This window comes from Rhodoferax sp. ZS1R25 (assembly GCF_056521335.1).
The window spans coordinates 239,297-262,280 of the sequence record NZ_JBWMAZ010000002.1 but is presented as its reverse complement, the minus strand read 5'-3'; the positions used below and the strand labels follow the sequence as shown (position 1 = coordinate 262,280).

The following is a 22,984-nucleotide window of genomic DNA, read 5'->3' as shown; positions in this document are numbered from 1 at the left end:
GGGTGCCTGCAGCCGCTGGGCCCGGCCACTCACTCGACCAGACCGGCGTTGCCGCGGCCCTTGAAACTCACAATCGGTGCCAGCCGCGCGTCGCGCAGCTCGTCAAACGTGAAGCCCAGCGCCTGCAGAGGCGGGGGTACCCGTTTTTTGCTGACCTTTTGGCCGGGCTTGGGTTCGGGCGCATCGCTCCAGACGATTTGCCAGCCCACGGTGCCGTCGGCAGCCACCACACGCTCCAGCGTGCCGCGAAATTTCTTGCGGTTGGCATTGACCTGGCCATTGGCCGCTGCCCCCATGGGCGCCTTGAGGGTGATGTCGATGATCTGACCCGCAAAACGCTCGAAATCCTGTGTGTGTCGCAAGGGGCGGTCAATACCGGGCGAGGACACCTCGAGCCGCTTGTATTCCGCGCCGTCCACTTCCAAAGCGAACTGCAACTGTCGTGTAACTTTTTCGCAGTCTTCCACGTTGACAAACTGCTCTACAGAAACTTGCCCTTCCACGGGCGCAGTCCAGGGCAAATCGATGGTGATGCGCAGCAAGCCTCCGGCGGAGCGTTCGATCTCCACCAGGTCATATCCCAGTCCTGCTACGGTTTGTTCAACGATTTCCTGTAATGCCACGTCTGTAAAGCCTGCCTGAATGCGTGAGTGAAAAACAATCGACCAAAAAAAACGGGCGGTAGTTACCCGCCCGTTTGGTCGTGAGCTTTGGATTATACCCACAAAGCTGTGTGAAGGCCGTTGATCTGTAAGGAATTATTCGGCTGCCGCCAGCAGCGTGCGGGTGTAGCCGTGCTGGGGCGTGTCCAGCACCTGTTCCACCGTGCCACTTTCCACAATATGCCCCGCTTGCATGACCACCACATGGTGCGCCATGGCCCGAATTACGGCCACATCGTGGGTGATCAGCAGGTAGGCCAGCCCCCGCTCGGCTTGCAGGCGCTGCAGCAGCTGCAGAATTTGCTGGGCCATGGTCACGTCCAGTGCGCTGGTGGGTTCGTCCAGCACCAGCACCCGGGGCCGCACGATCAGTGCCCGGGCGATCGCCAGGCGCTGGCGCTGGCCGCCGGAAAACTGGTGCGGGTAGCGCTCCAGCAGGCCCGGAAATTGCGCATCCGCCAGCCCCACAGCCTCCAGCGCCTCCACCACCTGGGCGCGGCGGGCCGCGGTGTCCAGCTGCGGCGCGTGCACCAGCAGGCCCTCCCCCACGATTTCCTCGACGGTCATGCGGGGTGATAGCGACGAGAACGGATCCTGAAACACCACCTGCAAGCCCTTGCGCAGAGCTTGGTCGGCGCCGCCGCCCTGCCCCCAGGCCTGGCCCAGTACCGACAAACGGCCCGAAAAACGCTGCAAGCCCAGCGCCGCCAACGCCAAGGTGGACTTGCCAGAACCCGACTCGCCCACCACGCCCAGCGTCTGGCCTGCGGGCACGACGAAATCTGCGCCCTGCACGGCCACAAACTCACCGGACCGGAACCAGCCCTTCACGCCGCCCAGCGGCACGGGATAGCCCACCCGCAGGCCTTCGCCCTGCAGCAGCACCTCAGCGTCCGGTTGGGCCGGCGGCACATTGCGGCTGGGCCGGCTGTCCAGCAGGCGGCGGGTATAGGCGTGCTGCGGTTGGGCAAACACCTCTGCCACAGTGCCGTGCTCCACAATAAGGCCCGCCTCCATCACCGCCACGCGGTCGGCAAACTGGCGCACCAGGTTCAGGTCGTGGGTGATCAGCAGCACGGCCATGCCGTGTTTGTGCTGTAGTTGGTCCAGCAAATCGAGGATCTGACGGCGCACCGTCACGTCCAGCGCCGTGGTGGGCTCGTCGGCCAGCAGCAACTTGGGGCGGCAGGCCAGCGCCATGGCGATCATGGCGCGCTGGCGCTGCCCGCCCGACAGTTGGTGCGGATAGGCCTTGAAGCGCCGTGCGGGTTCGGCAATGCCAGTATCCGCTATCAATTCAATAGCTGCTCGCGCAGATTCTGCGGGGGCTAGACCCTGTTTTAGCTGCAATATCTCGGCAATCTGCTCGCCAACGGTGAGCACCGGGTTCAGGGCCGTCATGGGCTCCTGAAAAATCATGGCGATGTCCTGCCCGCGAATGGCACGCAGCTGGCGCTCGGGCAAGCCCAGCAGATTGACCGGCTCGGCTTGGCCAAAACCAGCACTGCCCTGCACCTGCGCGCCTTGGGCCAGGCCTAGCAGGCTCAGCGCGGTGACGGTTTTGCCAGAGCCCGACTCGCCGACCAAAGCCAGCTTTTCGCCTGGCTGGATAACAAAGTCCACACCATGCACCACTTCGCGGCCGTCAAAGGCGATGCGCAGGCCACGCACATCCAACAGGGGCGTGGGGGCGCTCATGTGTCCTGCTTTCGGGGATCCAGCGCATCGCGCAGGGCGTCGCCCATCATGGTGAGCAGCAACAAGGTGATCACCAGCACCCCAAAGGTGGAGAGTGATATCCACCAGGCATCGATATTGTTTTTGCCTTGGGAGAGCAATTCACCCAGCGAAGGCGTGCCGGGCGGCACACCCAGGCCCAAAAAATCCAGCGAGGTGAGCGCCAGAATCGCGCCGCTCATGCGGAACGGTAAAAAGGTGACCACGGGGGTCAGGCTGTTGGGCAGCACGTGGCGCGTGATGATTTTCCAGTTCGACACGCCCAGGGCGCGCGCGGCGCGCACATAGTCGAGCTGGCGGTTGCGCAGAAATTCGGCCCGCACATAGTCGGACAGGCCCATCCAGCCAAACAGGCTCAGCAGCACCAGCAGAAGCGCAATGCTGGGTGCGAACACCGCACTGAAAATGATGAGCAAATACAGCTCGGGCATGGCGCCCCAGACTTCGATGAAGCGCTGGAAGGCAAGATCGGTTTTGCCACCGAAAAAGCCCTGGATGGCACCCGTGAGCACGCCCAGCACCACGCCAGTGATGGTCAGCGCCAGCGCAAACAACACGCTGACACGGAAGCCGTAAATCAACTGGGCCAGCAGGTCGCGCCCGCGGTCGTCGGTGCCCAGCCAGTTGGCGCGGCTGGGCGGCGCCGGGTTGGGCGCAGGGGCAAAGTAGTTCAGCGTTTTGGCACCGTAGGGGTTGGGTGCAAACAGCGCCCAGTTGCCGGCCTCGGCCAGGCGCTGCTGAATAAACGGGTCCAGGTAATCCGTGGGCGTGGCGAAGTCACCGCCAAATGTGGTCTCGGGGTAGTCGCGCACCATGGGCCAGTAGGTCTGCCCTTGGTAGACCACCACCAGGGGCCGGTCGTTGGACACCAGCTCGGCCGCCAGGCTGACCAGCACCAGCGCACAAAAAATAAGCAAGCTGACAAAGCCCAGACGGTTGCGCCTAAAGCGCTGCCAGGCGCGGCGGCTAGGGCTTTGGCTGATAGAGGCTTTGGGCGGCATGGACTCAATCAAAGGTGACACGGGGGTCTACCCAGGCGTAGCAGAGGTCGGAAATCAGCTTGGTGACCAGGCCGATCAGCGTGAACAGGTAGAGCGTGCCCATGACCACGGGGTAATCGCGGCGGATCACGCTCTCGTAGCTCAGCAAGCCCATGCCATCCAGCGAGAACTGGGTTTCGATCAGCAAGGCGCCGGTGAAAAACGCACCCACGAAGGCGGCCGGAAACCCCGTGATGATGGGGATCAGCGCGTTGCGAAACACATGCTTCCACAGCACCTGCCCTTCCGACAGGCCCTTGGCCCGCGCGGTCACCACGTACTGCTTACGAATCTCCTCCAGAAAGGCATTCTTGGTCAGCATGGCAGTCACCGCAAAGCTGCCCATCACCATGGCCGTGACTGGCAGCGTGATGTGCCAGAGGTAATCCGTGATGCGTGCGCCCCAGGACAAGGTTTCCCAATTGGCCGAGGTAAGCCCCCGCAGCGGAAACCACTGCAACTGCCCGCCAAAAATCACCAGCAGCGCCACGCCCAGCACAAAGCCCGGAATCGCATAGCCCACCAGCACCAGCAGCGATGTGACCAGGTCAAACCGTGAGCCCGCACGCACGGCCTTGGCCACGCCCAGTGGCACCGCGATGAGGTAGCTGATAAAGAAGGTCCAGAGCCCCAAGCTCATAGACACGGGCAGTTTTTCCCACACCAGCGCGGACACATCTTTGTTGTGGAAAAAGCTTTTACCCAAATCGAACTTGGCGAACTGCACCAGCATTTGCCAGAAGCGCTCGGGCGCCGGTTTGTCAAAGCCGTACAGCGCCTTGGCCTGGGCAATGCGTTTGGGGTCCACACCTTGCGCACCGCGGTAGCTGAAACCGCTACCGTCGGCTCCAGTACTTGCACCGGTTTTGGCTTCTGCCAGGTACTGCTCCACCGGGCCGCCGGGCACGAACTGGATGACCGCAAAGGTAAGCAGCAGCACGCCGAAGAGCGTGGGCAGCATCAGGGCCAAGCGTTTGAGAGAGTAAAGAAACATTATTTGGCCCACCACAGGTCAATGGCCCAACCTTCGCCCTGGGCGTAGGGGGGCATTTGGGCTGGCTTGTCCAGGCGCCAGGCGTTGTAAGCCAGGCGGTGCGTGCCGGCCGACCACTGCGGCACCAGAATATGGCTGTGCATGATCACGCGGTCCAGCGCGCGGCAGGCGGGCAGCAGATCCTGCTTGCGTTTGGCGCCGGTGATACCAGCCACCAGGGCGTCCACTGCTGGGCTCTTAATCCCAGCCAGGTTGCCCGAGTCTTCGGTGTCGGCGGCCTTGCTGCCGAACATGTCGGCGTATTCCTGGCCGGGGTTGTGCGTGCCGCCATAGGCGATGGAGGTGATGTCGAACTCGAACTTTTGCAGGCGTTGCTGGTAGAGCGCAAAGTCCACCGGGCGGAAGTTGAGCTTGACGCCAATCTTCTCCAGATTGCGCACCCAGGGCGCCACCGTGCGCACGCCGGTTTCTGCGCTGTCCAGGTACTCCAGCTCAAAGGGCTCGCCCTTGGCATTGCGCAGCGCGCCGTCGCGGTATTCCCAGCCCGCGTCCTTGAGCAGCTTTTGCGCCTGGCGCAGGTTGTCGCGCAGCGTGCTGTCTCCATCGGTGCGCGGTGGTACGGCCATGGGCCCAAACACGGCCCCAGGCACCTGGGCGCGCCAGGGCTCCAGCAGCGCCAGCTCTTCGGCCGAGGGTTCACCGGTAGCCTGGCAGTCGGTGTTGCCAAACAGGTCTTGCACGCGCTGGTAGCCGCCGTAAAACATCTGGCGGTTCATCCACTCGTAGTCCAGTGCCAGCCCCAGCGCCTGGCGCACGCGCACGTCTTTGAGCTTGTCGCGGCGGGTGTTGAGCACATAGCTCTGAAAGCCCGTGGGCAGGCGGTGCTTGAATTCAGCCTTGACCAGTTCGCCGCTGTCGAACTTGCGGCCATTGACGCGGCGCGCCCAGTCGCCCGCAGAGAAGAAGCGCATGAGGTCAAACTCACCGGCCTTCAGCGCTTCCAGCCGCGCGGTGCTGTCCTTGTAAATCTTGACAACGATGCGGTCAAAGTTGGCGCTGCCGCGGCGCACGTTGAGGTCGCGCGCCCAGTAGCTGGCGTCGCGCACATACGTGATGTCCTTGCCAAACACCACGGGGCCGATCTTGTAGGGCCCGCTGCCAATCGGAATATCCATCACCACCTGGTCAAACGGCTTGGCCTTGCCGCCCTTCATAGGGTCATCTTCGCCCCAGCGGTGGCTGAAGACCGGCAGACCGCCTACGGTCAGTGGCAGCTCGCGGTTGGGTTTCTTGAAGCGGTAACGCACCGTGGTGGCATCTACCACGTCCACACCCGCCACATCGTCCAGCAGGCTCTTGTAGGCCGGCGAGGTGAAAGGACCGATCAGCGTATCAAAGCTGTGCTTTACATCGCGTGCTAGCACCGGGTCGCCATTGTGGAAGCGGGCCTCCTTGCGCAGACGAAAGGTGGCGCTCAGCCCATCGGCCGCCACGCTCACGTCTTCGGCCAGCAGGCCATAACCCGCAGCGGTTTCGTCCAGCGAGCCAACCAGCAGCGTGTCGAACATCAGACCACTCAAATAGGCAGGCGCGGTTCCCTTGATGGTGAAGGGGTTGTACTTGTCGAAGGTGGAGACGCGCAGGTTGCTCACCAGGCGCAGCTCACCCCCCTTGGGCGCGTTGCCGTTGGCGTAATCGAACTGCGCAAAGCCGGCTGGGTACTTGAGGTCGCCCCACAGCGCATAGCCGTGCGCCGCCCACGCACCCGAGGTCCACACACTGCCCAACGCCAACAACCAGCCCACCAAAATTCGCATGCGACAATTCTGCACTAGACCGAGCATTTTTTCACGAGGACGATATGGGCTTTTTAGCTGGCAAGAAGTTGTTGATCACGGGTGTGTTGTCGAACCGCTCCATTGCGTACGGCATCGCCAAAGCCTGCAAGGCGCAGGGTGCCGAACTGGCCTTCAGCTACGTGGGCGAACGCTTCAAGGACCGCATCACCGAATTTGCGGCGGACTTTGATTCCAAGCTGATCTTTGACTGCGATGTGGGCAACGATGAACAAATCGACCAACTGTTCAAGGACCTGTCTACCCATTGGCCCACGTTCGACGGCTTTGTGCACAGCATTGGCTTTGCGCCGCGTGAAGCCATCGCCGGCAACTTCCTGGATGGCCTGACGCGCGAGAACTTCAAGATCGCCCACGACATCAGCGCCTACAGCTTCCCCGCCATGGCCAAGGCCGCCTTGCCCTTCCTGAATGACAAGGCCGCCCTGCTGACCCTGACCTACCTGGGTGCCGAGCGCATCATCCCCAACTACAACACCATGGGCCTGGCCAAGGCCAGCCTGGAAGCCAGCGTGCGCTACCTGGCCGAAGCCGTGGGCCGCACACCGGACGGCCGTGGCATCCGCGTGAACGGCATCAGCGCCGGCCCGATCAAGACCCTGGCGGCCAGCGGCATCAAGGACTTCAGCAAGCTGCTGCACACGGTGGCCGATGCGTCGCCGATTCGCCGCAACGTGACGATTGAAGACGTGGGCAATGTGGCGGCATTTTTGCTGAGCGACCTGGCCGGTGGCGTGACCGCCGAGATCACCTACGTGGACGGCGGCTATAGCCAGACCATGGGCGTGACCACCGATCTGGCCTGATTTCAAACCAAATAGGCCTCTAGCCCGCACAGACATTGTGCGGGTAGCTCCTAAAAAAATAGCGCCAGTGCAGACCGCACTGGCGCTATTTTTGTCTCTGCCGGTATGTGCCGGCCCGGGTGGGCTTAGGCCTTCACACAGTCGGCGTAGTAGTGCACCTTGCCGTCTTCGCCCACTTCGTCCACCAGGCCGTGTACATCGGTCTCAAAGCCGGGGCACTGCGCGTTGAACTCGCGGGAGAACTTCAGGTAGTCCACCACTTTCTTGTTGAACACTTCGCCCGGAATCAGCAAGGGAATGCCGGGTGGGTACGGTGTGACCATGCCGACAGACACGCGGCCTTCCAGGTGGTCGATCTCCACACGCTCGGTTTTGCGCAGGGCAATGTGAGCGTAGGCGTCGCTGGGCTTCATCGCCGGGGTCAGGTCGCTCAAATACACCTCGGTGGTCAGGCGGGCGATGTCGAACTTGGCGTACAGCTGGTGGATGTGCTGGCACAGGTCGGCCAGGCCCATCTTCTCGTAGCGCGGGTACTTCTGCACAAACTCGGGCAGCACACGCCACATGGGCTGGTTCTTGGCGTAGTCGTCCTTGAACTGCTGCAGCGCCGTCAGCATGCTGTTCCAGCGGCCCTTGGTGATGCCGATGGTGAACATGATGAAGAAGCTGTACAGGCCGGTCTTCTCCACCACCACGCCGTGTTCGGACAAAAACTTGGTCACGATGGAGGCGGGAATGCCGGTCTTGGCGAACTTGCCGTTCAGATCCAGGCCAGGGGTCACGATGGTGGACTTGATCGGGTCCAGCATGTTGAAGCCGCTGGCCAGCTTGCCGAAGCCGTGCCAGTTGGCCTTGGCGCTTTTGCTCTCGCCCTTGATGATCCAGTCCGCAGCCTTGCCAATGCCCTCATCGGCCAGGTGGTCGGGGCCCCAGACCTTGAACCACCAGTCGTCGCCATACTCTTCATCCACCTTGCGCATGGCGCGGCGGAAGTCCAGCGCTTCGGCAATGCTTTCTTCCACCAGCGCGGTGCCGCCGGGCGGCTCCATCATGGCGGCGGCCACGTCGCAGCTGGCAATGATGCTGTACTGCGGGCTGGTGCTGGTGTGCATCAGGTAGGCCTCGTTGAACAAATGCTTGTCCAGCTTGACGGTTTGCGAGTCCTGCACCAACACATGGCTGGCCTGGCTGATGCCGGCGAGCAGCTTGTGGATGGACTGGGTGCTGTAGACCACGGCCTCTTTGGGGCGTGCGCGGTTCTTGCCCATGGCGTGGTAAGTACCGTAGAACGGGTGGAAGGCAGCGTGCGGCAACCAGGCCTCGTCGAAGTGGATATTCTCCACATAGCCATCGAGCATGCTCTTGATGGTTTCGGTGTTGTAGAGCACGCCGTCGTAGGTGCTTTGCGTCAGCGTCAAGATGCGCGGCTTCACGGTCTTGGGGTTCACGCCTTTGAGCAGCGGGTTGGCCTTGATCTTGGCCTGGATGGTGGCAGGCTCAAACTCGCTTTTCGGGATCGGGCCGATGATGCCGAAGTGGTTGCGCGTAGGCTTCAAGAACACGGGGATAGCCCCGGTCATGATGATGGCGTGCAGGTTGGATTTGTGGCAATTGCGGTCCACGATCACCACGTCGCCCGGCGCCACGGTGTGGTGCCAGACCATCTTGTTGCTGGTAGACGTGCCGTTGGTCACAAAGAAGCAGTGGTCGGCATTGAAAATGCGCGCCGCATTGCGCTCTGACGCACCAATCGCGCCGTTGTGGTCCAGCAGCTGGCCCAGTTCTTCTACCGCGTTGCACACGTCGGCGCGCAGCATGTTTTCACCATAAAACTGGTGGTACATCTGGCCCACGGGGCTCTTCAGAAACGCCACGCCGCCGGAGTGGCCCGGGCAGTGCCACGAATAGGAGCCGTCTTCGGCGTAGTCCAGCAGCGCCTTGAAGAACGGCGGTTGCACGCCCTCCAGGTAGCCCTTGGCCTCACGGATGATGTGGCGCGCCACGAATTCGGGCGTGTCCTCAAACATGTGGATGAAGCCATGCAGCTCGCGCAGGATATCGTTGGGGATGTGGCGGCTGGTCTTGGTTTCGCCGTACACATAGATCGGCACGTCCAGGTTCTTGCGGCGCACTTCTTCGATGAAATGGCGCAGGTTCAGCACCGCGGGGTCCAGGTCCGGGCCGGGAGTGAATTCCTCGTCGTCAATGGACAGAATGAAGGCACTGGCACGCGACTGCTGCTGGGCAAATTGCGAGAGATCGCCGTAGCTGGTAACCCCCAGCACCTCAAAGCCTTCCGTTTCGATGGCCTGGGCCAGGGCGCGGATGCCCAGGCCTGACGTGTTTTCCGAGCGGAAATCTTCGTCAATGATGATGATGGGAAAGCGAAACTTCATCGAATGGCTCCAACGGGCGGGCTAAAAATGCAAAACAGGCGCGAAGTGTAAGGACTTCTGGCGACAACGTCGTGGCGCTGTCGCGCATTTGGCCCACAATGTGGCGTCATCAATACAAAGGAGGCCTCCCCCATGTCGGAACCCACCCTCTGGTGGCTGGTCACAGGCGCCATCGTCGCGGCCGAGCTGCTGACTGGTACGTTTTACCTGCTGATGCTGGCCCTTGGTACCGCGGCGGCTGCCTTGGCCGCCCATGGCGGCACCAGCACCACCGTACAAATTGTGGTGGCGGCTTTGATGGGTGGCGGAGCCGTGGTGGCCTGGCACCTCAAACGCCCCACGGGCCGGGCCGAGTTGCCCGCCCAAGCCAACCCCAATGTCAATATGGACATCGGCGAGACTGTGCAGATCGCCGCCTGGAACCCGGACGGCACCGCCAGCGTGCAGTACCGGGGTGCCAACTGGACCGCCCTGCACCGCACCGGCATTACGCCCAGTGCCGGTGCACACCGGGTGTCAGAAGTCGTGGGCAACCGCCTTTTGGTCGACAAAGCTTAAACAGGAACCTTTATGCAAATCGCAATTGCGCTGCTCTTCATCGCCGTCATTTTCGTTTTCAAATCCCTCAAGGTGGTGCCCCAGCAGCACGCCTGGGTGATCGAGCGCCTGGGCAAATACCACGGCACACTGACACCGGGGCTCAACATCCTGGTGCCCTTTGTCGACCGCGTGGCCTACAAGCACGTGTTGAAAGAAATTCCGCTGGACATCGCCAGCCAGGTTTGCATCACGCGCGACAACACCCAACTGCAAGTGGACGGCATCCTGTACTTCCAGGTGACCGACGCCATGCGCGCCAGCTACGGCTCCAGCAACTACATCGTGGCCATCTCGCAGCTGGCGCAGACCTCGCTGCGCAGCGTGATCGGCAAACTCGAATTGGACAAGACCTTTGAAGAGCGCGACATCATCAATGCCCAAGTGGTGGCTGCGATCGACGAAGCCGCGCTGAACTGGGGTGTGAAGGTGCTGCGCTACGAAATCAAGGACCTGACACCTCCCAAGGAAATCCTGCACGCCATGCAGGCCCAGATCACCGCTGAACGCGAGAAGCGCGCACTGATTGCGGCGTCCGAGGGCCGCCGACAAGAGCAAATCAACATCGCCACCGGTGAGCGCGAAGCCTTTATTGCGCGCTCTGAGGGTGAAAAACAGGCCGTGATCAACAAGGCCCAGGGCGAGGCCGCGTCCATCACGGCCGTGGCCGACGCCACGGCTGCGGCCATTGAGCGCATTGCAGCCGCCATCCGCCAACCCGGTGGCGAGCAGGCTGTGCAGCTCAAGGTGGCTGAAAAAGCCGTCGAGGCCTACAGCCAGGTGGCCGCGGATGCGACAACGACGCTGATCATTCCCGCCAATATGAGCGAAGTCTCCACACTGATTGCCACGGCGATGAAGATGGTGCAGTCCAACAAATAAGACGCAAGCGCGGGATCGGCCGCGTTCAGGCAATAAAAAACCCCGCAGTGCAAACACTGCGGGGTTTTCGGTGCCGACCCGCCTGGAAAGGGCAGATCGGACTTGGTTCTGGCGGAGCAGGCGGGATTCGAACCCGCGGTGGGTTTAACCCCACGCACGCTTTCCAGGCGTGTGACTTAAACCGCTCATCCACCGCTCCAGAGCCTCGTATTCTAACCTGCCTTTTGGGGCTGTTTTGGCTCGCGGCCTACAAACTGCGCAAAAAGCAGCTTCGTTTGCGAATTTATCGAATCACGGCCAGGGTTTCGAGCTTGCCAGCGCGTATGGTCTTCAGCGTTAACGCACCGTTCTTGATGTCGCCCTTTGCGTCGAACGAAATGGGGCCGGTCACGCCTTGGTAGTCGGTCGTGGCTGCCAGCACCGGCAGGTACTTGGCAGGGTCGGAAGATCCGGCCTTGACCATGGCCGCAACCATCAGCTTCACTGCGTCATACACATACGGTGCGTACACCTGCACATCGGCGTTGAACTTGGCTTTGAATTTAGTCTTGAACGCTTCCATGGCGACCTTGGCCTCGCCTTCCACGCCGCCGGCTTCTGCACAGAACACCTGGTCATCCGCAATGGCGTCGCCCCCCAGCTTCACCAATTCGGTGGAGCAGATGCCGTCGCCACCCACGAACTTGGCATTGAGCCCCAAGGACTTCATTTGCTTGAGCATGGGGCCGGCCACCGCATCCATGCCACCGAAGAACACCACATCGGGCTTTTTGCCTTTGATGGTGGTCAGGATGGCGCTGAAGTCGGTGGCCTTGTCGGTAGTGAATTCCTTGGCCACCACTTTGCCACCTGCCCCAACCACTGCCTTGGCAAACTCCTCTGCGACGCCTTGGCCGTAGGCCGTGCGGTCGTCGATCACCGCGATGGATTTGCCTTTCAGCGAGCCCACAGCATATTTACCCAGGGTGCCACCCGGTTGGGTGTCGTCGGCCACGACGCGAAACGCCGTCTTGAAGCCCTGGCGGGTGTACTTGGGGTTGGTGGCCGAGGGAGAGATCTGGGGAATGCCAGCGTCGCTGTATATCTTGGAAGCGGGGATGGTGGTGCCCGAATTCAGGTGGCCCACCACGCCTGCGACTTTCGAGTCGACCAGCTTTTGCGCCACAGCCGTGCCCTGCTTGGGGTCCGCAGCGTCGTCTTCTGCGACCAATTCCAGGGTGACCTTCTGGCCACCAATCGTCACGCCCGCTTCGTTGAGTTCTTCAATGGCGAGACGGGCACCGTTTTCATTGTCTTTGCCCAAGTGGGCGATCGCGCCGCTGGTGGGGCCCACGTGGCCGATCTTCACCACAGCGCCAGCATCTGCAGACGCGGCGACCGACGCCGCTGGTACAGCGGCCCCTTCCTTCTTGCCACAAGCGACCAGCAGGGCCGCAACAGCGACCACGGTCAACGTACTTTTCGTTCTGAAATGCATACAAACTCCCGGAAATTTCACGCGCGCTGCGGCGCAGACTTAGGTACCCGAAGACGGCAGGTCCTCCAATGCACCGGTCACGGCGGCGCGGACCACCACTTCCAGATCATGCTGGATGCGCGGCGTCAGTTCGCGCAGCTGCTCCTGCACCACATCGGTCACCAGCTCGCGCAGCTGATTCTCAATGTGGGGGGCAACGGACAGCATCACCCTATCCACCAGGGCATCCACGTCAATGGACACCGGCTCGGCGCGTGGCGGTGCGGCCTGGGCATGGCGCGGCTGCACCACCTCGGTGAGCGTGGGCAAAAAGCGTGGCGTGGTCTTGGGCGAACCCATCAACCCGCTCCTTTGAGGTTCAGGTCATGTTTCTGGATGGTGATGCCCTGCTGGGCATACTGGCGCCAGCGGCCCCGGGCCACGCTGCGGTCGGCTTCATCGGTGCTTACCACCTCAATCACCCGCTCAAACTGCGCAAAGCCTTCGGGCACGGCATCGGTCAGGTTCACCAGCACGCCATGCTCCGCCAGGCCTGCATGCAATGCCGTGGTCAACACCACGGGGCTGCGCGCCTGAAGGGCGCCGCCATCCAGGCTGTGCGCCAGAAAATCGGTGGGTGACAGGGCCCAGAGTTTGGCGTCCAACTGCTGCATATGGCTTTGCGGACCCAACACCACCACCTTGGCTCCCCGGCCCGTGGCCTTGCGCAACAAGCGGCACACATAGTCCAGCTTGTCGGGGGCACCGAAGTGGAAGGCAACCTCTGTCACTTGGACGCAGCCTTGGCAAGCAAAAACTCCACCAGCAAACCCACGGGGCGCCCGGTGGCGCCCTTGGCACCGCCACTCTTCCAGGCGGTACCTGCAATGTCCAAATGCGCCCAAGGGAATTTCTCGGTGAAGCGCTGCAGGAATTTGGCCGCGGTGATGGCACCACCCGCGCGGCCCGCCACGTTGGCAACATCGGCGAAATTCGTCTTGAGGCCTTCGGCATAGTCCTCGTCCAGGGGTAGCTTCCAGCATAGATCAGCACTTGCTTCGCCGGCGGCGAACAGGGCCTCGCCCAGCGCGTCGTTGGTCGAGAACAGCCCGCTGCGTACACCACCCAGGGCCACCACGCAGGCCCCAGTGAGCGTGGCGATGTCCACCACCGCGGTGGGCTTGAAGCGCTCGGCGTAGGTCAGCGCATCACACAGCACCAGGCGGCCTTCGGCGTCGGTGTTGAGAATTTCAATGGTCTGGCCACTCATGCTGGTCACTACGTCCCCCGGCTTGACGGCATGGCCATTGATCAGGTTTTCGCAGGAGGGAATCAGACCCACCACATTGATGGCCGGCTTGAGCTGGGCCAGCGCACGGAACACACCCAGGACGCTGGCTGCACCGCACATGTCAAACTTCATTTCGTCCATCTCGGCGGCAGGCTTGATGGAGATGCCGCCACTGTCGAAGGTGATGCCCTTGCCCACCAGCACCGTAGGCGCATGGGACTTGGCCGTGCCGTCGTAACGGAGCACGATAAACCGCAAGGGCTCGTCCGAGCCCTGGGCCACCGCCATGAACGAGCCCATGCCCAGCTTGGCCACCTCTTTCGGGCCCAACACCTCGCAGGAGATTTTGGCGAACTTGGCCAGGCTTTGGGCGGCCTGCCCCAGCAACGTGGGTGTGGCGTGGTTGGCGGGGCGGTTGGCCCATTCCTTGGCCATTTCCATGCCCAGCACGGTTCCCACCGCACGGTCAAACGAGGCCTTGACCTCCGACGCGTTGCTGGCCACCACCAGGCATTTCTGCAAGGCACGAGGCTCGGGCTTGGATTTGGTGTGCACATAGGCGTAGGTGGCATCGGCCACGGCTACGACGGCCGCGCGCACCGCACTTTCCTGTGCCGGGGCGGCAAACGCCAGCACCACTTTTTTGTTGTTAGTCGATTTGCCTGCCCCCAGGGCCGCAGCCACTGCACCACGCACCTGCTTGGCCCCGCCTTCGCCTACGCCAGCCAACACCAAGCGCGTGGCGTTGGCCTGGCCTGGCCGGTACAGCGACAGCAGCTGCCCGGACTTACCGGCAAAGTCACCCGCCTTGACAGCCTGCGCGACCAAGAGGGATAGCTCATCCTTGCCGGCCTTGAAGTCCGCCGGCACCAACAGCACGGCCAAATCACATTTTTCGTTGGCCACAGCCACCAGGCTCAAAGCCTTGAGTTCAAAGTTCATAATTCGGTCTTTCCTTCGCCGCCATGTTATTCCATTCCTCCATCCGCAGAGAGCTTGCACGCAGCTTCGGTGCCACCCTGGTGGTCCTGGTGACCGTGGTGATGACCATGACGCTGATCCGCACGCTGGGCGAGGCATCGCGCGGCACCTTCAATCCGTCGGACGTGCTCATCATCATGGGCTACACCGTGCTCTCGGACATGCCCACCATTTTGTCCATGAGCTTGTTCATCGCGGTGCTCAGCGTGCTCACCCGGATGTACCAGGACAGCGAGATGGTGATCTGGTTTGGCAGCGGCCGGGGGCTGGCGTCCTTGCTCCCCCCTTTGTTTCGCTTTGCCTGGCCCATTTTGGTGGTGATTCTGGCGTTGGCGTTTTTCATTCTGCCGTGGGCGTTTGGCCGCATTGAAGACCTGCGCTACCGCTACGACAAACGCGGTGACATTGCCCGCATCGAACCCGGCCAGTTCCAGGAGTCGGGCAATGGCGACCGGGTGTTTTTCATCGAGAAAGATGCCAGGGGACAGCAAACCGGCAACAACGTCTTCATCGCCACCAACGAAGCGGGCAAGGAAACCGTCACTTCGGCCCGCACCGGCACCGTGGAAGTGATTGGCCCCGACAAGTTTTTGGTGTTGGACAATGGTCAGCGCCTGGAAAAAACCCATGGCAAGCAGGACATCACCATCAGCGTGTTTCAGCGCTACGGCGCACGCGTGGGGGCAGATGACCAGTCCACACGCGACTACGCGCCCACCAGTGCCGTGACCACACTGGATCTCATTCGCGACCCCACCCCGCTACATATGGCCGAGATTGCCTGGCGCGCCGGGCTGATTTTGGCGGCACTGAACTTTGTGGTGATTGGCTTGGCCGCCGCTGGGGTGAACCCGCGGGCCGGGCGCACTGGTAATTTGGTGTTCGCCTTTCTGGCCTTTGTGGTCTATTTCAATATGCTGGTGCTGGGCAAGAGCTGGATCCAGAGCGGCCAGGTCAGCCTGGGGCTGTTTTTGCTGGGACTGCACGGGGGCGCCCTGGCGATGGCCCTGCTGTGGCTGGCCAAGCGGCACAACCACTGGGCTATTCGCCTGCGCCGCCGCCCTGCGGCGGCAGCCTTGTCCTCCGGAGACGCCGCATGAAGACCCTGCGCCGACTGCTCTACGGCGAAGTGGTGATGGCCGTGATTTTGGTCACCCTGGGCTTTGTCGCGCTGTTCTTTTTCTTTGACGTGGTGGAAGAGTTGCAGTCCGTGGGCCGTATCAAGGCCTTGGGCTACCAGGTGCCGCAGGCGCTGATTTATGTGGCGCTGATGGTGCCCAGCCATGTGTACGAGCTGTTCCCGATTACTGTGCTGATCGGCACCATTTTTGTGATGGCGCGGTTGGCGCGCAGCTCGGAATTCACCATCCTGCGCACCAGTGGCTTGGGCCCGTGGCGGGCGCTGCGCACCCTGCTGCTGCTGGGCATGGGCTTTGTGTTCTTCACGTTTGCGGTAGGCGACTACGTGGCGCCCTTGGCCGACAAAACCGCCCAGCTGCTCAAGTCCCGCTTCCAAGGCAAGATCACCGTCGGCAAAACCGGTGCCTGGCTCAAGGAAAAGCAGGCTTACGGCCACTATGCGGTCAACGTGGGATCGCTGGCGCCGGACGCCAGCATGAAGGACATCCGCATTTTTGAGTTCAACAACCAGGGCAGCCTGGTCTCGCTGACCCAGAGCAAGACCGGGCAGTTCAGCGAACACGATTCCTGGGAGCTGAGCGACGTGGAGCGCACCGAGTTCGACACACCCGAGGCCAAGGCGGCCCATATCGACCGGGCGCAGTTTGATACCTTCCGCTGGCCCACGCAGATCAGTGCTGAAATGGTGGCTGCCGCCGTGTTGCGCCCCGAGCGGATGGGCACCATCGATTTGTTCCAGTACATGCGCCACCTGAGCGCCAACGGCCAGTCGGCACAAAAATACGAAATTCAGTTCTGGAAAAAAGTGTTCTACCCGCTGAGCTGCCTGGTGATGGTGGTGCTGGCCCTGCCCTTTGCTTACCTGCACTTCCGCTCCGGTGGCATTGCCAGTTACACCTTTGGCGGCGTAATGGCAGGCATCAGCTTTGTGCTCCTCAACAACGTGATGAACGACCTGGGCAATCTGCAAGGTTGGCAGCCCTGGTTTACCGCGGCACTGCCGGGGCTGATTTACTCGGTAATCTCACTCACCGCTTTTGCATGGCTGGTACTGCGACGATGACAACCCCACACCCTACCGGTATTGTTCTGTTTGCCCATGGCTCGCGCGACCCGCTGTGGCATCGCCCTATCGAGGCCGTGGCTGCGCACATGCGCCAGCTTGCGCCGCAGACCCTGGTGGTCTGCGCCTACCTGGAGCTGAGCACGCCGGACCTGCCAGCGGCGGTGGCCGATCTGGTGGCGCAAGGTGCGCGCGCCGTGCGCATCGTTCCCATGTTTCTGGGCGTAGGCCGCCATGCCCGCGAAGACCTGCCGGCCCTGGTTCACAGCCTGCGCGTGCAGTACCACCACATTCCCATCCTGCTGCAGGATGCTGTGGGCGAGAACCCCCGCCTGGTGGAACTGCTGGCCCATATTGCCCTGGACAGCGCTTAACGATAGATGTTTTGGTGCATAATAAATTCCATCTTTAGGTGAAATTTGATATGAACTTGCACCAATTTCGTTTTGTACAGGAGGCGGCGCGCCGCAACCTCAACCTGACCGAAGCCGCCAAGGCGCTGCACACTTCGCAGCCCGGCGTGTCCAAGGCCATCATCGAACTTGAAGAAGAGCTGGGCATTGACATCTTTGCCCGCCACGGCAAGCGCCTCAAGCGCATCACCGAGCCGGGTCAGCATGTCCTCAAAAGTATCGAGTTGATCCTGCGCGAAGTGGGCAACCTCAAGCGCATTGGTGAGCAATACAGCTCGCAGGACAGCGGCACGCTGTCGATTGCCACCACCCACACCCAGGCCCGCTACGTGCTGCCCGAAAAAGTGGCCAAGCTGCGCACCGCCTTCCCCAAGGTGAACGTCAGCCTGCACCAGGGTGCGCCCGACCAAGTGGCGCGCATGCTGATTGACGATGTGGCCGAGATTGGCATTGCCACGGAATCGCTGGCCAACTACTCCGAATTGGTAACCCTGCCCTGCTACGAATGGCAGCACGTGCTGGTGCTGCCCACCGACCACCCGTTGGCCCAGAAAGAGCGTGTCACGCTGGAAGAGGTGGCGGCCGAGCCACTGATCACCTACCACCCCTCGTTCACCGGCCGTACCAAGATCGACCAGGCCTTTGCCGCGCGCAAGCTGGAACCCCGCATTTCGCTGGAAGCGATTGATTCGGACGTGATCAAGACCTATGTGCGCCTGGGTCTGGGCATTGGCATTGCAGCCGAAATGGCGGTCACCGATGTGGTGGACGACATGGAAAAGAACGACAGCAAGGGCGGCCTGGTGGTGCGCCCAGCCGGCTACCTGTTTGGCCAGAACGTGACCCGTGTGGCCTTCAAACGCAGCGCGTATTTGCGCAACTTTGTCTACACCTTTGCCGAACTGCTCAGCAGCCGCCTCGACCGCGCCCTGATTGCCAAGGCCATGGACGGCCACGTCAACGACTATGAACTCTGAAGTACTCGCCCGCACACCCGCCCTCACCTCCCGCCTGCCCAAGGTGGGCACCACCATCTTCACCGTCATGTCGGCGCTGGCCGCCGAGCACAAGGCGGTGAACCTGGGCCAGGGCTTTCCGGACTTTGCCTGCGACCCCGCGCTGGTGGACGCCGTGACCACCGCCATGCAAGCCGGCCACAACCAGTACCCGCCGATGACCGGCGTGCCCGTGCTGCGCCAGGCCGTGGCCGCCAAGATTGCAGCCCTGCATGGCAAGCAGTACCACCCGGACCTGGAAATCACCATCACCGCCGGCGCCACCCAGGCCATCATCACCGCCATCCTGGCCGTGGTGCATCCGGGGGACGAAGTCATCGTGCTGGAGCCCTGCTACGACAGCTATGTGCCCAACATCGAGCTGGCCGGTGGCGTGGTGGTGCGGGTACCGCTCACGCCCGGCACCTTCCGGCCCGACTTTGCCAAGATCAGCGCCGCCATCACGCCCAAGACGCGCGCGCTACTGATCAACACCCCGCACAACCCCAGTGCCACCGTTTGGTCCAAAGAGGACATGCTGACGCTGCAAAGCCTGTTGGCCCCCACCGACGTGCTGCTGATCAGCGACGAGGTGTACGAGCACATGGTGTTTGACAGCCAGCCGCACGAAAGCGTGTCGCGCTACCCCGGCCTGGCCGCGCGTGCGTTCGTGGTGTCCAGCTTTGGCAAGACCTTCCACGTCACCGGTTGGAAAGTCGGTACCGTAGCTGCGCCCGCACCGCTGATGGCCGAGTTCCGCAAGGTGCACCAGTTCAACGTGTTCACGGTGAACACGCCCGTGCAGCACGCGCTGGCCGCCTACCTGGTCAACCCGGCGCCCTACCTGGAGCTGCCTGCGTTCTACCAGCGCAAGCGCGACCTGTTCCGCACCGGCCTGGCCCAGACCAAATTCAAGCTGTTGCCCAGCCAGGGCAGTTATTTCCAGTGCGTGGACATCTCGGCGGTGAGCGACCTGAACGAGGCCGACTTCTGCCAATGGCTCACGCGTGAGGTGGGCGTCGCGGCGATTCCGCTGTCGGCGTTCTACAGCGATGGTTTCGATCAGCGCGTGGTGCGCTTCTGCTTTGCCAAGCAGGACACAACGTTGAACGCAGCGCTGGAGCGGTTGCAAAAGCTCTGATCCGCTATCGATTCAGGAGCTGCTTGCGCATATTCCACGGGGGCTAGCGGCCCATTTGGCTTAGAAGGAGGGCAACGATGATTCGAAAGCACCTTGTCTGGCACGGCCTTGGCCTCTGGCTGGCCGCCTTAAGTGGCAGCACCGCGATGGCGCAAACCACGCCCGCCCCCACCCTGCGCGTAGAAGTGGTCGCCACCCAGCTGCAAAGCCCGTGGGCTGTAGCCTTTTTGCCCGAAGGCCGCTTTCTGGTCACCGAACGCCCCGGCACGCTGCGCGTGGTGGAGCCCTCAGGCACCGTGTCCGCACCCTTGGCTGGGGTGCCTGCAGTCGCCGCCGGGGGCCAGGGTGGCCTGCTCGACGTACTGCTGGACAGCGACTTTGCAAAGAACCGCACGCTGTACTTTTGCTATGCCGAGCCCGGCGCGGGTGGCAACAGCACGGCGCTGGCACGCGCCACGCTGTCTGAAGACCGCGGCAGCCTGCAAGACGTCAAAGTGCTGTTCAGCCAGCAACCCAAGGTGGCCAGTAGCGCCCACTTTGGCTGTCGCATTGCTGAAGGCCGCAAGGCGGGCCAGCCAGACGGCACCCTGTTTTTGACCTTGGGCGAGCGCTTCAGCCGCAAGGAAGACGCGCAGCGCCTGGACAACCACCTGGGCAAGCTGATTCGTATCAGCAAAGACGGCAGTGTGCCTGCCGACAACCCTTTCAACACCCCCGCCGCACGGCGCGACGGTGCACTGCCGGAGATCTGGAGCTACGGACACCGCAACCCGCAGGGCCTGGTGCTGGCGCCCGATGGCACGCTGTGGGAACACGAGCACGGGCCGCAGGGCGGCGACGAAATCAACCTCATCCAGCGCGGCCGCAACTACGGTTGGCCCGTCATCACCTATGGCGAGAACTATGGTGGCGGCAAGATTGGCGCAGGCATCACCGCGCAGGCTGGTATGGAGCAACCACTGCATTACTGGGTGCCCTCTATCGCGCCGTCTGGCATGGCCTTTATCACCAGTGAGCGCTATGGCAAGGCCTGGGTGGGCAACCTGGTGGTGGGATCACTCAAGTTTGGCTACCTGGCACGGTTGGAGCTGGCGGCCCCGTTTAGCGGCAAGGTGGTGCGCGAAACCAAGCTGCTGCCCGACCTGGGCGAACGCGTGCGCGATGTGCGCCAGGGCCCGGACGGCTTGCTCTACCTGCTGACCGACAGCCCCAGCGGTCGCTTGCTGCGCGTGCTGCCGCGCTGATGTAAGAACATCGGCGGCTGGTGCGACTAACCCGCACCGAAGCCAATCCTGAGCCCACCATGCGCACTGCCCTCACCACCGTTCTACTCCCCCTGATCGCCAGCCTGGCCACGGCCGCACTGGCCGCCACGCCGGTGTGCGAAGCCCGCTCGGGCGAACGGCTCACGCCCGTGATTGAGCTGTACACCTCGGAGGGCTGCAGCTCTTGCCCGCCCGCGGACCAGTGGTTGTCCACGCTGAAAGGCAAACCAGTGGTGGTCCAGGCCTTCCATGTGGGGTATTGGGATTACATCGGCTGGGTGGACCGCTTTGCCAACGCCGCCCACACCCAGCGCCAGCGCGAGGTGGCGCAGACCAACCACCTGAGCAGCATCTACACCCCGCAGCTGGTGCGCAATGGCCAGGATTGGCGCGACTGGCGCCGCCCCAGCATCGACAACACCCAGCCGGCACGCGCCAGCATTGCCGCGCAGCGCACCGCCGACGGCAGCGTGACCGCCCAGGTGGCACCGGCCGCCGGTGTGGCGCATTGGAGCGCCTACTGGACCGTGACGGAAGACGGCCACAGCTCCAAGGTCAAAGCCGGCGAAAACGCGGGCGAACTGCTGCAGCATGACTTTGTGGTGCGGCAGTACGTGCCCCTGGGCCGCTACCAGGGCGTGCAAACCCTGCGCCTGGCCGCCATCGCCCCCACGCCGGGGCATGCGCAACACATCAACCTGGTGGTGTCCGACGCCCAGAGCCAAGCGCCGCTGCAGGCGCTGAGCCTGTCTTGCCCGCTGGCTGCAGGTTCCTAAGGCTTGGGCGCATTCGCGCCCTGCTCCGCCGCCCAGGCTTGCAGCACCTTGCGAATGCCCTCTCCCGCCGCGATCTGGGGGTTGGAGAAACCATCGCTCTTGCGGCCTTCTATCTCGCGCTGCTGGATCACTGGCACCGCGGCTTTGAACGCCTCTTCAAACGACAGCGTCTTGCGCAACTGCTCGTCAAACACCGCGCGGCCAAAGAAGGTCAGCTCGGACTTGCTGCCGCAACCGTAGGACGTATGGTCCTTGTCAGCCGCCGTCATCACCAATGTGGTGTCGCCTTGCAGCGGCTCGATCCAGCCGCCCGAATAGCAGGCCGACACGGCCACCACGCGGTTCCGGATGCCCAGGCGGTCCAGCGCCTCGCGCAGCTGCGCGGCGGTCAGGTCTTCCACCTCCAGCGGCCAGTGCTGGGCCGCCAGCCGAAAATCTGCTCCGCCATGCGAAGTGAGGTAGACCACCAGCACGTCCCGCTCCTTGTCCATGGCCTGCGCCAGCGCGGCCAGGCTGCGCTCCAGGTTGCGGTTGGTGGCCCAGGGAATGTCGGTGGCCGTAGTGGCGTGGTTCACCAGCCGCAGCACCCGGCCCTCGGCGCCAAAGCGCTGCTCCAGCACACCCTGCACCAGGGTGCTCTCGCGCAAAAACACGTCTTGGGCATAGGGCGCATACACCAGACCAAACACCTGAATCGGGCCCGGCTCGCTGGGGCGTAGGCCGTACAGCGCGGCGTCCAGCAGGTCTTGCTGGGCTTCGAATACCTCTTGGCTCAACTGCAAGGTGGCTGGCTCTGTGGCATCGCTTGCGGTGTAGCTGGGCTGCCAAGCGCGCACCTGCAAAACCCAGGTGTCCAACCCCTGCAGCGCCAACACCGTCAGCACCACGGCCGCGCACACCCCGCGCGACCGGTTCACCGCCAAGGTGATACGCAGCGCCGCCAGCGCAATCCACAGCCAGAACACGCCGAACACCACCCAGCCCCACCAGGGGGATTCCAGCCACCAGCCGGGTAGCCCGTCCCGCGCGCCCACCGCCGCCAGCGCCACGGCCACTAGGCTAATGGGCGTGGTCGCCACCCAATACAACAACAGCCACGCCGCCACGGGCGACGCATGCGCGGCCTGCGCACGGCCCCAGTTCAGCACCAGCCACACGGCAACTATCAGCAGGGTCGTAGACGCCCAGCTATACAGCCAGTTGCGCACCAGAAAATCCGCCGGACCAGCAATCTCCAGCCGCTGTGCACCCGCGATCAGTGCGGTGGTCAGACCCGCAATCAGCAACATCTGCCAAGCGGTGGGCCCCTCAGGCAAACCGCGTACCGGGCGCAGAACCGCAGCGCGCAGGCCCTGCACCACCCACTGCCACCCTGCGGCGGCAGGCACCGCCGGGGCCACGGGCTGCGTGGCCCGAAACTCCAAGGGAACCAGCGTGGTGGGCTCGGTGTCCGGAGCGTCCGGCAGTTCTGCAGCGTCGGGGTTGGGGTTCAT

21 protein-coding genes and 1 tRNA gene are annotated in these 22,984 nt (G+C 62.8%); 10 read left to right on the top strand and 12 right to left on the bottom strand.

The genetic code is table 11. The annotated features are described in order from the left end of the window. Window positions 1–29: 29 nt before the first annotated feature. The 5 genes from rimP to AC097R_RS12080 all read right to left on the bottom strand — a co-directional run bounded on the left by rimP (window position 30) and on the right by AC097R_RS12080 (window position 6,250). Window positions 30–623, bottom strand: coding sequence for a ribosome maturation factor RimP (gene rimP / locus AC097R_RS12100; RefSeq protein ID WP_479598353.1), 594 nt, complete (start codon window positions 621–623; stop codon window positions 30–32). Between the two features lie 135 nt (window positions 624–758). After that, complete coding sequence (locus AC097R_RS12095; RefSeq protein ID WP_479598352.1) at window positions 759–2,360, bottom strand: ABC transporter ATP-binding protein; 1,602 nt, start codon at window positions 2,358–2,360, stop codon at window positions 759–761. After that, a complete protein-coding gene (locus tag AC097R_RS12090) occupies window positions 2,357–3,400 on the bottom strand; it encodes an ABC transporter permease (RefSeq protein ID WP_479599544.1) in 1,044 nt (347 codons plus the stop codon). The genes AC097R_RS12095 and AC097R_RS12090 overlap by 4 nt, the downstream gene beginning before the upstream one ends. A gap of 4 nt (window positions 3,401–3,404) precedes the next feature. Beyond that, window positions 3,405–4,433: a microcin C ABC transporter permease YejB gene (locus AC097R_RS12085; protein WP_479598351.1), complete on the bottom strand. Its 1,029-nt coding sequence runs from the start codon at window positions 4,431–4,433 to the stop codon at window positions 3,405–3,407. After that, on the bottom strand, window positions 4,433–6,250 hold the full coding sequence (locus AC097R_RS12080; RefSeq protein ID WP_479598350.1) for an extracellular solute-binding protein: 1,818 nt from the start codon (window positions 6,248–6,250) through the stop codon (window positions 4,433–4,435). Before AC097R_RS12080 ends, AC097R_RS12085 begins: the two co-directional genes overlap by 1 nt. A 44-nt stretch (window positions 6,251–6,294) precedes the next feature. Between AC097R_RS12080 and fabI the strand changes: the two genes are divergently transcribed. Then, entirely contained in the window at window positions 6,295–7,095 is an 801-nt protein-coding gene (gene fabI / locus AC097R_RS12075) for an enoyl-ACP reductase FabI (protein ID WP_479598349.1), read from the top strand. A gap of 125 nt (window positions 7,096–7,220) precedes the next feature. On the opposite strand, the gene AC097R_RS12070 is transcribed toward fabI, so the two are convergent. Beyond that, window positions 7,221–9,491 (bottom strand): Orn/Lys/Arg family decarboxylase, encoded by a 2,271-nt coding sequence (locus tag AC097R_RS12070; protein ID WP_479598348.1) that lies wholly within the window; start codon window positions 9,489–9,491, stop codon window positions 7,221–7,223. A 132-nt stretch (window positions 9,492–9,623) separates the two neighbouring features. Here AC097R_RS12070 and AC097R_RS12065 point away from each other — a divergent pair, with 132 nt between their 5' ends. Beyond that, window positions 9,624–10,049 carry an NfeD family protein gene (locus tag AC097R_RS12065; RefSeq protein WP_479598347.1) on the top strand — a complete coding sequence of 142 codons (426 nt, stop codon included), beginning with the start codon at window positions 9,624–9,626 and terminating at the stop codon, window positions 10,047–10,049. A 12-nt stretch (window positions 10,050–10,061) separates the two neighbouring features. Beyond that, entirely contained in the window at window positions 10,062–10,970 is a 909-nt protein-coding gene (locus AC097R_RS12060; RefSeq protein ID WP_479598346.1) for an SPFH domain-containing protein, read from the top strand. Window positions 10,971–11,079: 109 nt separating this feature from the next. On the opposite strand, the gene AC097R_RS12055 is transcribed toward AC097R_RS12060, so the two are convergent. The 5 genes from AC097R_RS12055 to AC097R_RS12035 all read right to left on the bottom strand — a co-directional run bounded on the left by AC097R_RS12055 (window position 11,080) and on the right by AC097R_RS12035 (window position 14,659). Next, window positions 11,080–11,169 (bottom strand) — tRNA-Ser (locus AC097R_RS12055). A gap of 84 nt (window positions 11,170–11,253) precedes the next feature. Continuing rightward, a complete protein-coding gene (locus AC097R_RS12050; protein ID WP_479598345.1) occupies window positions 11,254–12,447 on the bottom strand; it encodes a branched-chain amino acid ABC transporter substrate-binding protein in 1,194 nt (397 codons plus the stop codon). Between the two features lie 39 nt (window positions 12,448–12,486). Further along, window positions 12,487–12,786 carry a hypothetical protein gene (locus tag AC097R_RS12045; protein WP_479598344.1) on the bottom strand — a complete coding sequence of 100 codons (300 nt, stop codon included), beginning with the start codon at window positions 12,784–12,786 and terminating at the stop codon, window positions 12,487–12,489. Next, on the bottom strand, window positions 12,786–13,217 hold the full coding sequence (locus tag AC097R_RS12040) for a DNA polymerase III subunit chi (RefSeq protein ID WP_479598343.1): 432 nt from the start codon (window positions 13,215–13,217) through the stop codon (window positions 12,786–12,788). The genes AC097R_RS12045 and AC097R_RS12040 overlap by 1 nt, the downstream gene beginning before the upstream one ends. Continuing rightward, entirely contained in the window at window positions 13,214–14,659 is a 1,446-nt protein-coding gene (locus AC097R_RS12035) for a leucyl aminopeptidase (protein WP_479598342.1), read from the bottom strand. Before AC097R_RS12035 ends, AC097R_RS12040 begins: the two co-directional genes overlap by 4 nt. A gap of 23 nt (window positions 14,660–14,682) precedes the next feature. Between AC097R_RS12035 and lptF the strand changes: the two genes are divergently transcribed. The 7 genes from lptF (at window position 14,683) to AC097R_RS12000 (ending at window position 21,491) form a co-directional block, all read left to right on the top strand. After that, window positions 14,683–15,798: an LPS export ABC transporter permease LptF gene (gene lptF, locus AC097R_RS12030; RefSeq protein WP_479598341.1), complete on the top strand. Its 1,116-nt coding sequence runs from the start codon at window positions 14,683–14,685 to the stop codon at window positions 15,796–15,798. Further along, window positions 15,795–16,901: an LPS export ABC transporter permease LptG gene (lptG, locus tag AC097R_RS12025; protein WP_479598340.1), complete on the top strand. Its 1,107-nt coding sequence runs from the start codon at window positions 15,795–15,797 to the stop codon at window positions 16,899–16,901. Before lptF ends, lptG begins: the two co-directional genes overlap by 4 nt. Further along, window positions 16,898–17,275 carry a sirohydrochlorin chelatase gene (locus tag AC097R_RS12020; RefSeq protein WP_479598339.1) on the top strand — a complete coding sequence of 126 codons (378 nt, stop codon included), beginning with the start codon at window positions 16,898–16,900 and terminating at the stop codon, window positions 17,273–17,275. Before lptG ends, AC097R_RS12020 begins: the two co-directional genes overlap by 4 nt. Window positions 17,276–17,325: 50 nt before the next feature. Then, on the top strand, window positions 17,326–18,291 hold the full coding sequence (locus tag AC097R_RS12015; protein ID WP_310339032.1) for a CysB family HTH-type transcriptional regulator: 966 nt from the start codon (window positions 17,326–17,328) through the stop codon (window positions 18,289–18,291). Further along, complete coding sequence (locus AC097R_RS12010) at window positions 18,281–19,450, top strand: pyridoxal phosphate-dependent aminotransferase (protein ID WP_479598338.1); 1,170 nt, start codon at window positions 18,281–18,283, stop codon at window positions 19,448–19,450. Before AC097R_RS12015 ends, AC097R_RS12010 begins: the two co-directional genes overlap by 11 nt. A 146-nt stretch (window positions 19,451–19,596) precedes the next feature. Beyond that, on the top strand, window positions 19,597–20,694 hold the full coding sequence (locus AC097R_RS12005; RefSeq protein WP_479599543.1) for a PQQ-dependent sugar dehydrogenase: 1,098 nt from the start codon (window positions 19,597–19,599) through the stop codon (window positions 20,692–20,694). Window positions 20,695–20,753: 59 nt separating this feature from the next. Further along, window positions 20,754–21,491, top strand: coding sequence for a DUF1223 domain-containing protein (locus AC097R_RS12000; protein WP_479598337.1), 738 nt, complete (start codon window positions 20,754–20,756; stop codon window positions 21,489–21,491). On the opposite strand, the gene AC097R_RS11995 is transcribed toward AC097R_RS12000, so the two are convergent. Then, window positions 21,488–22,984, bottom strand: coding sequence for a C13 family peptidase (locus tag AC097R_RS11995; RefSeq protein ID WP_479598336.1), 1,497 nt, complete (start codon window positions 22,982–22,984; stop codon window positions 21,488–21,490). The two genes, AC097R_RS12000 and AC097R_RS11995, sit on opposite strands and share 4 nt — an antisense overlap.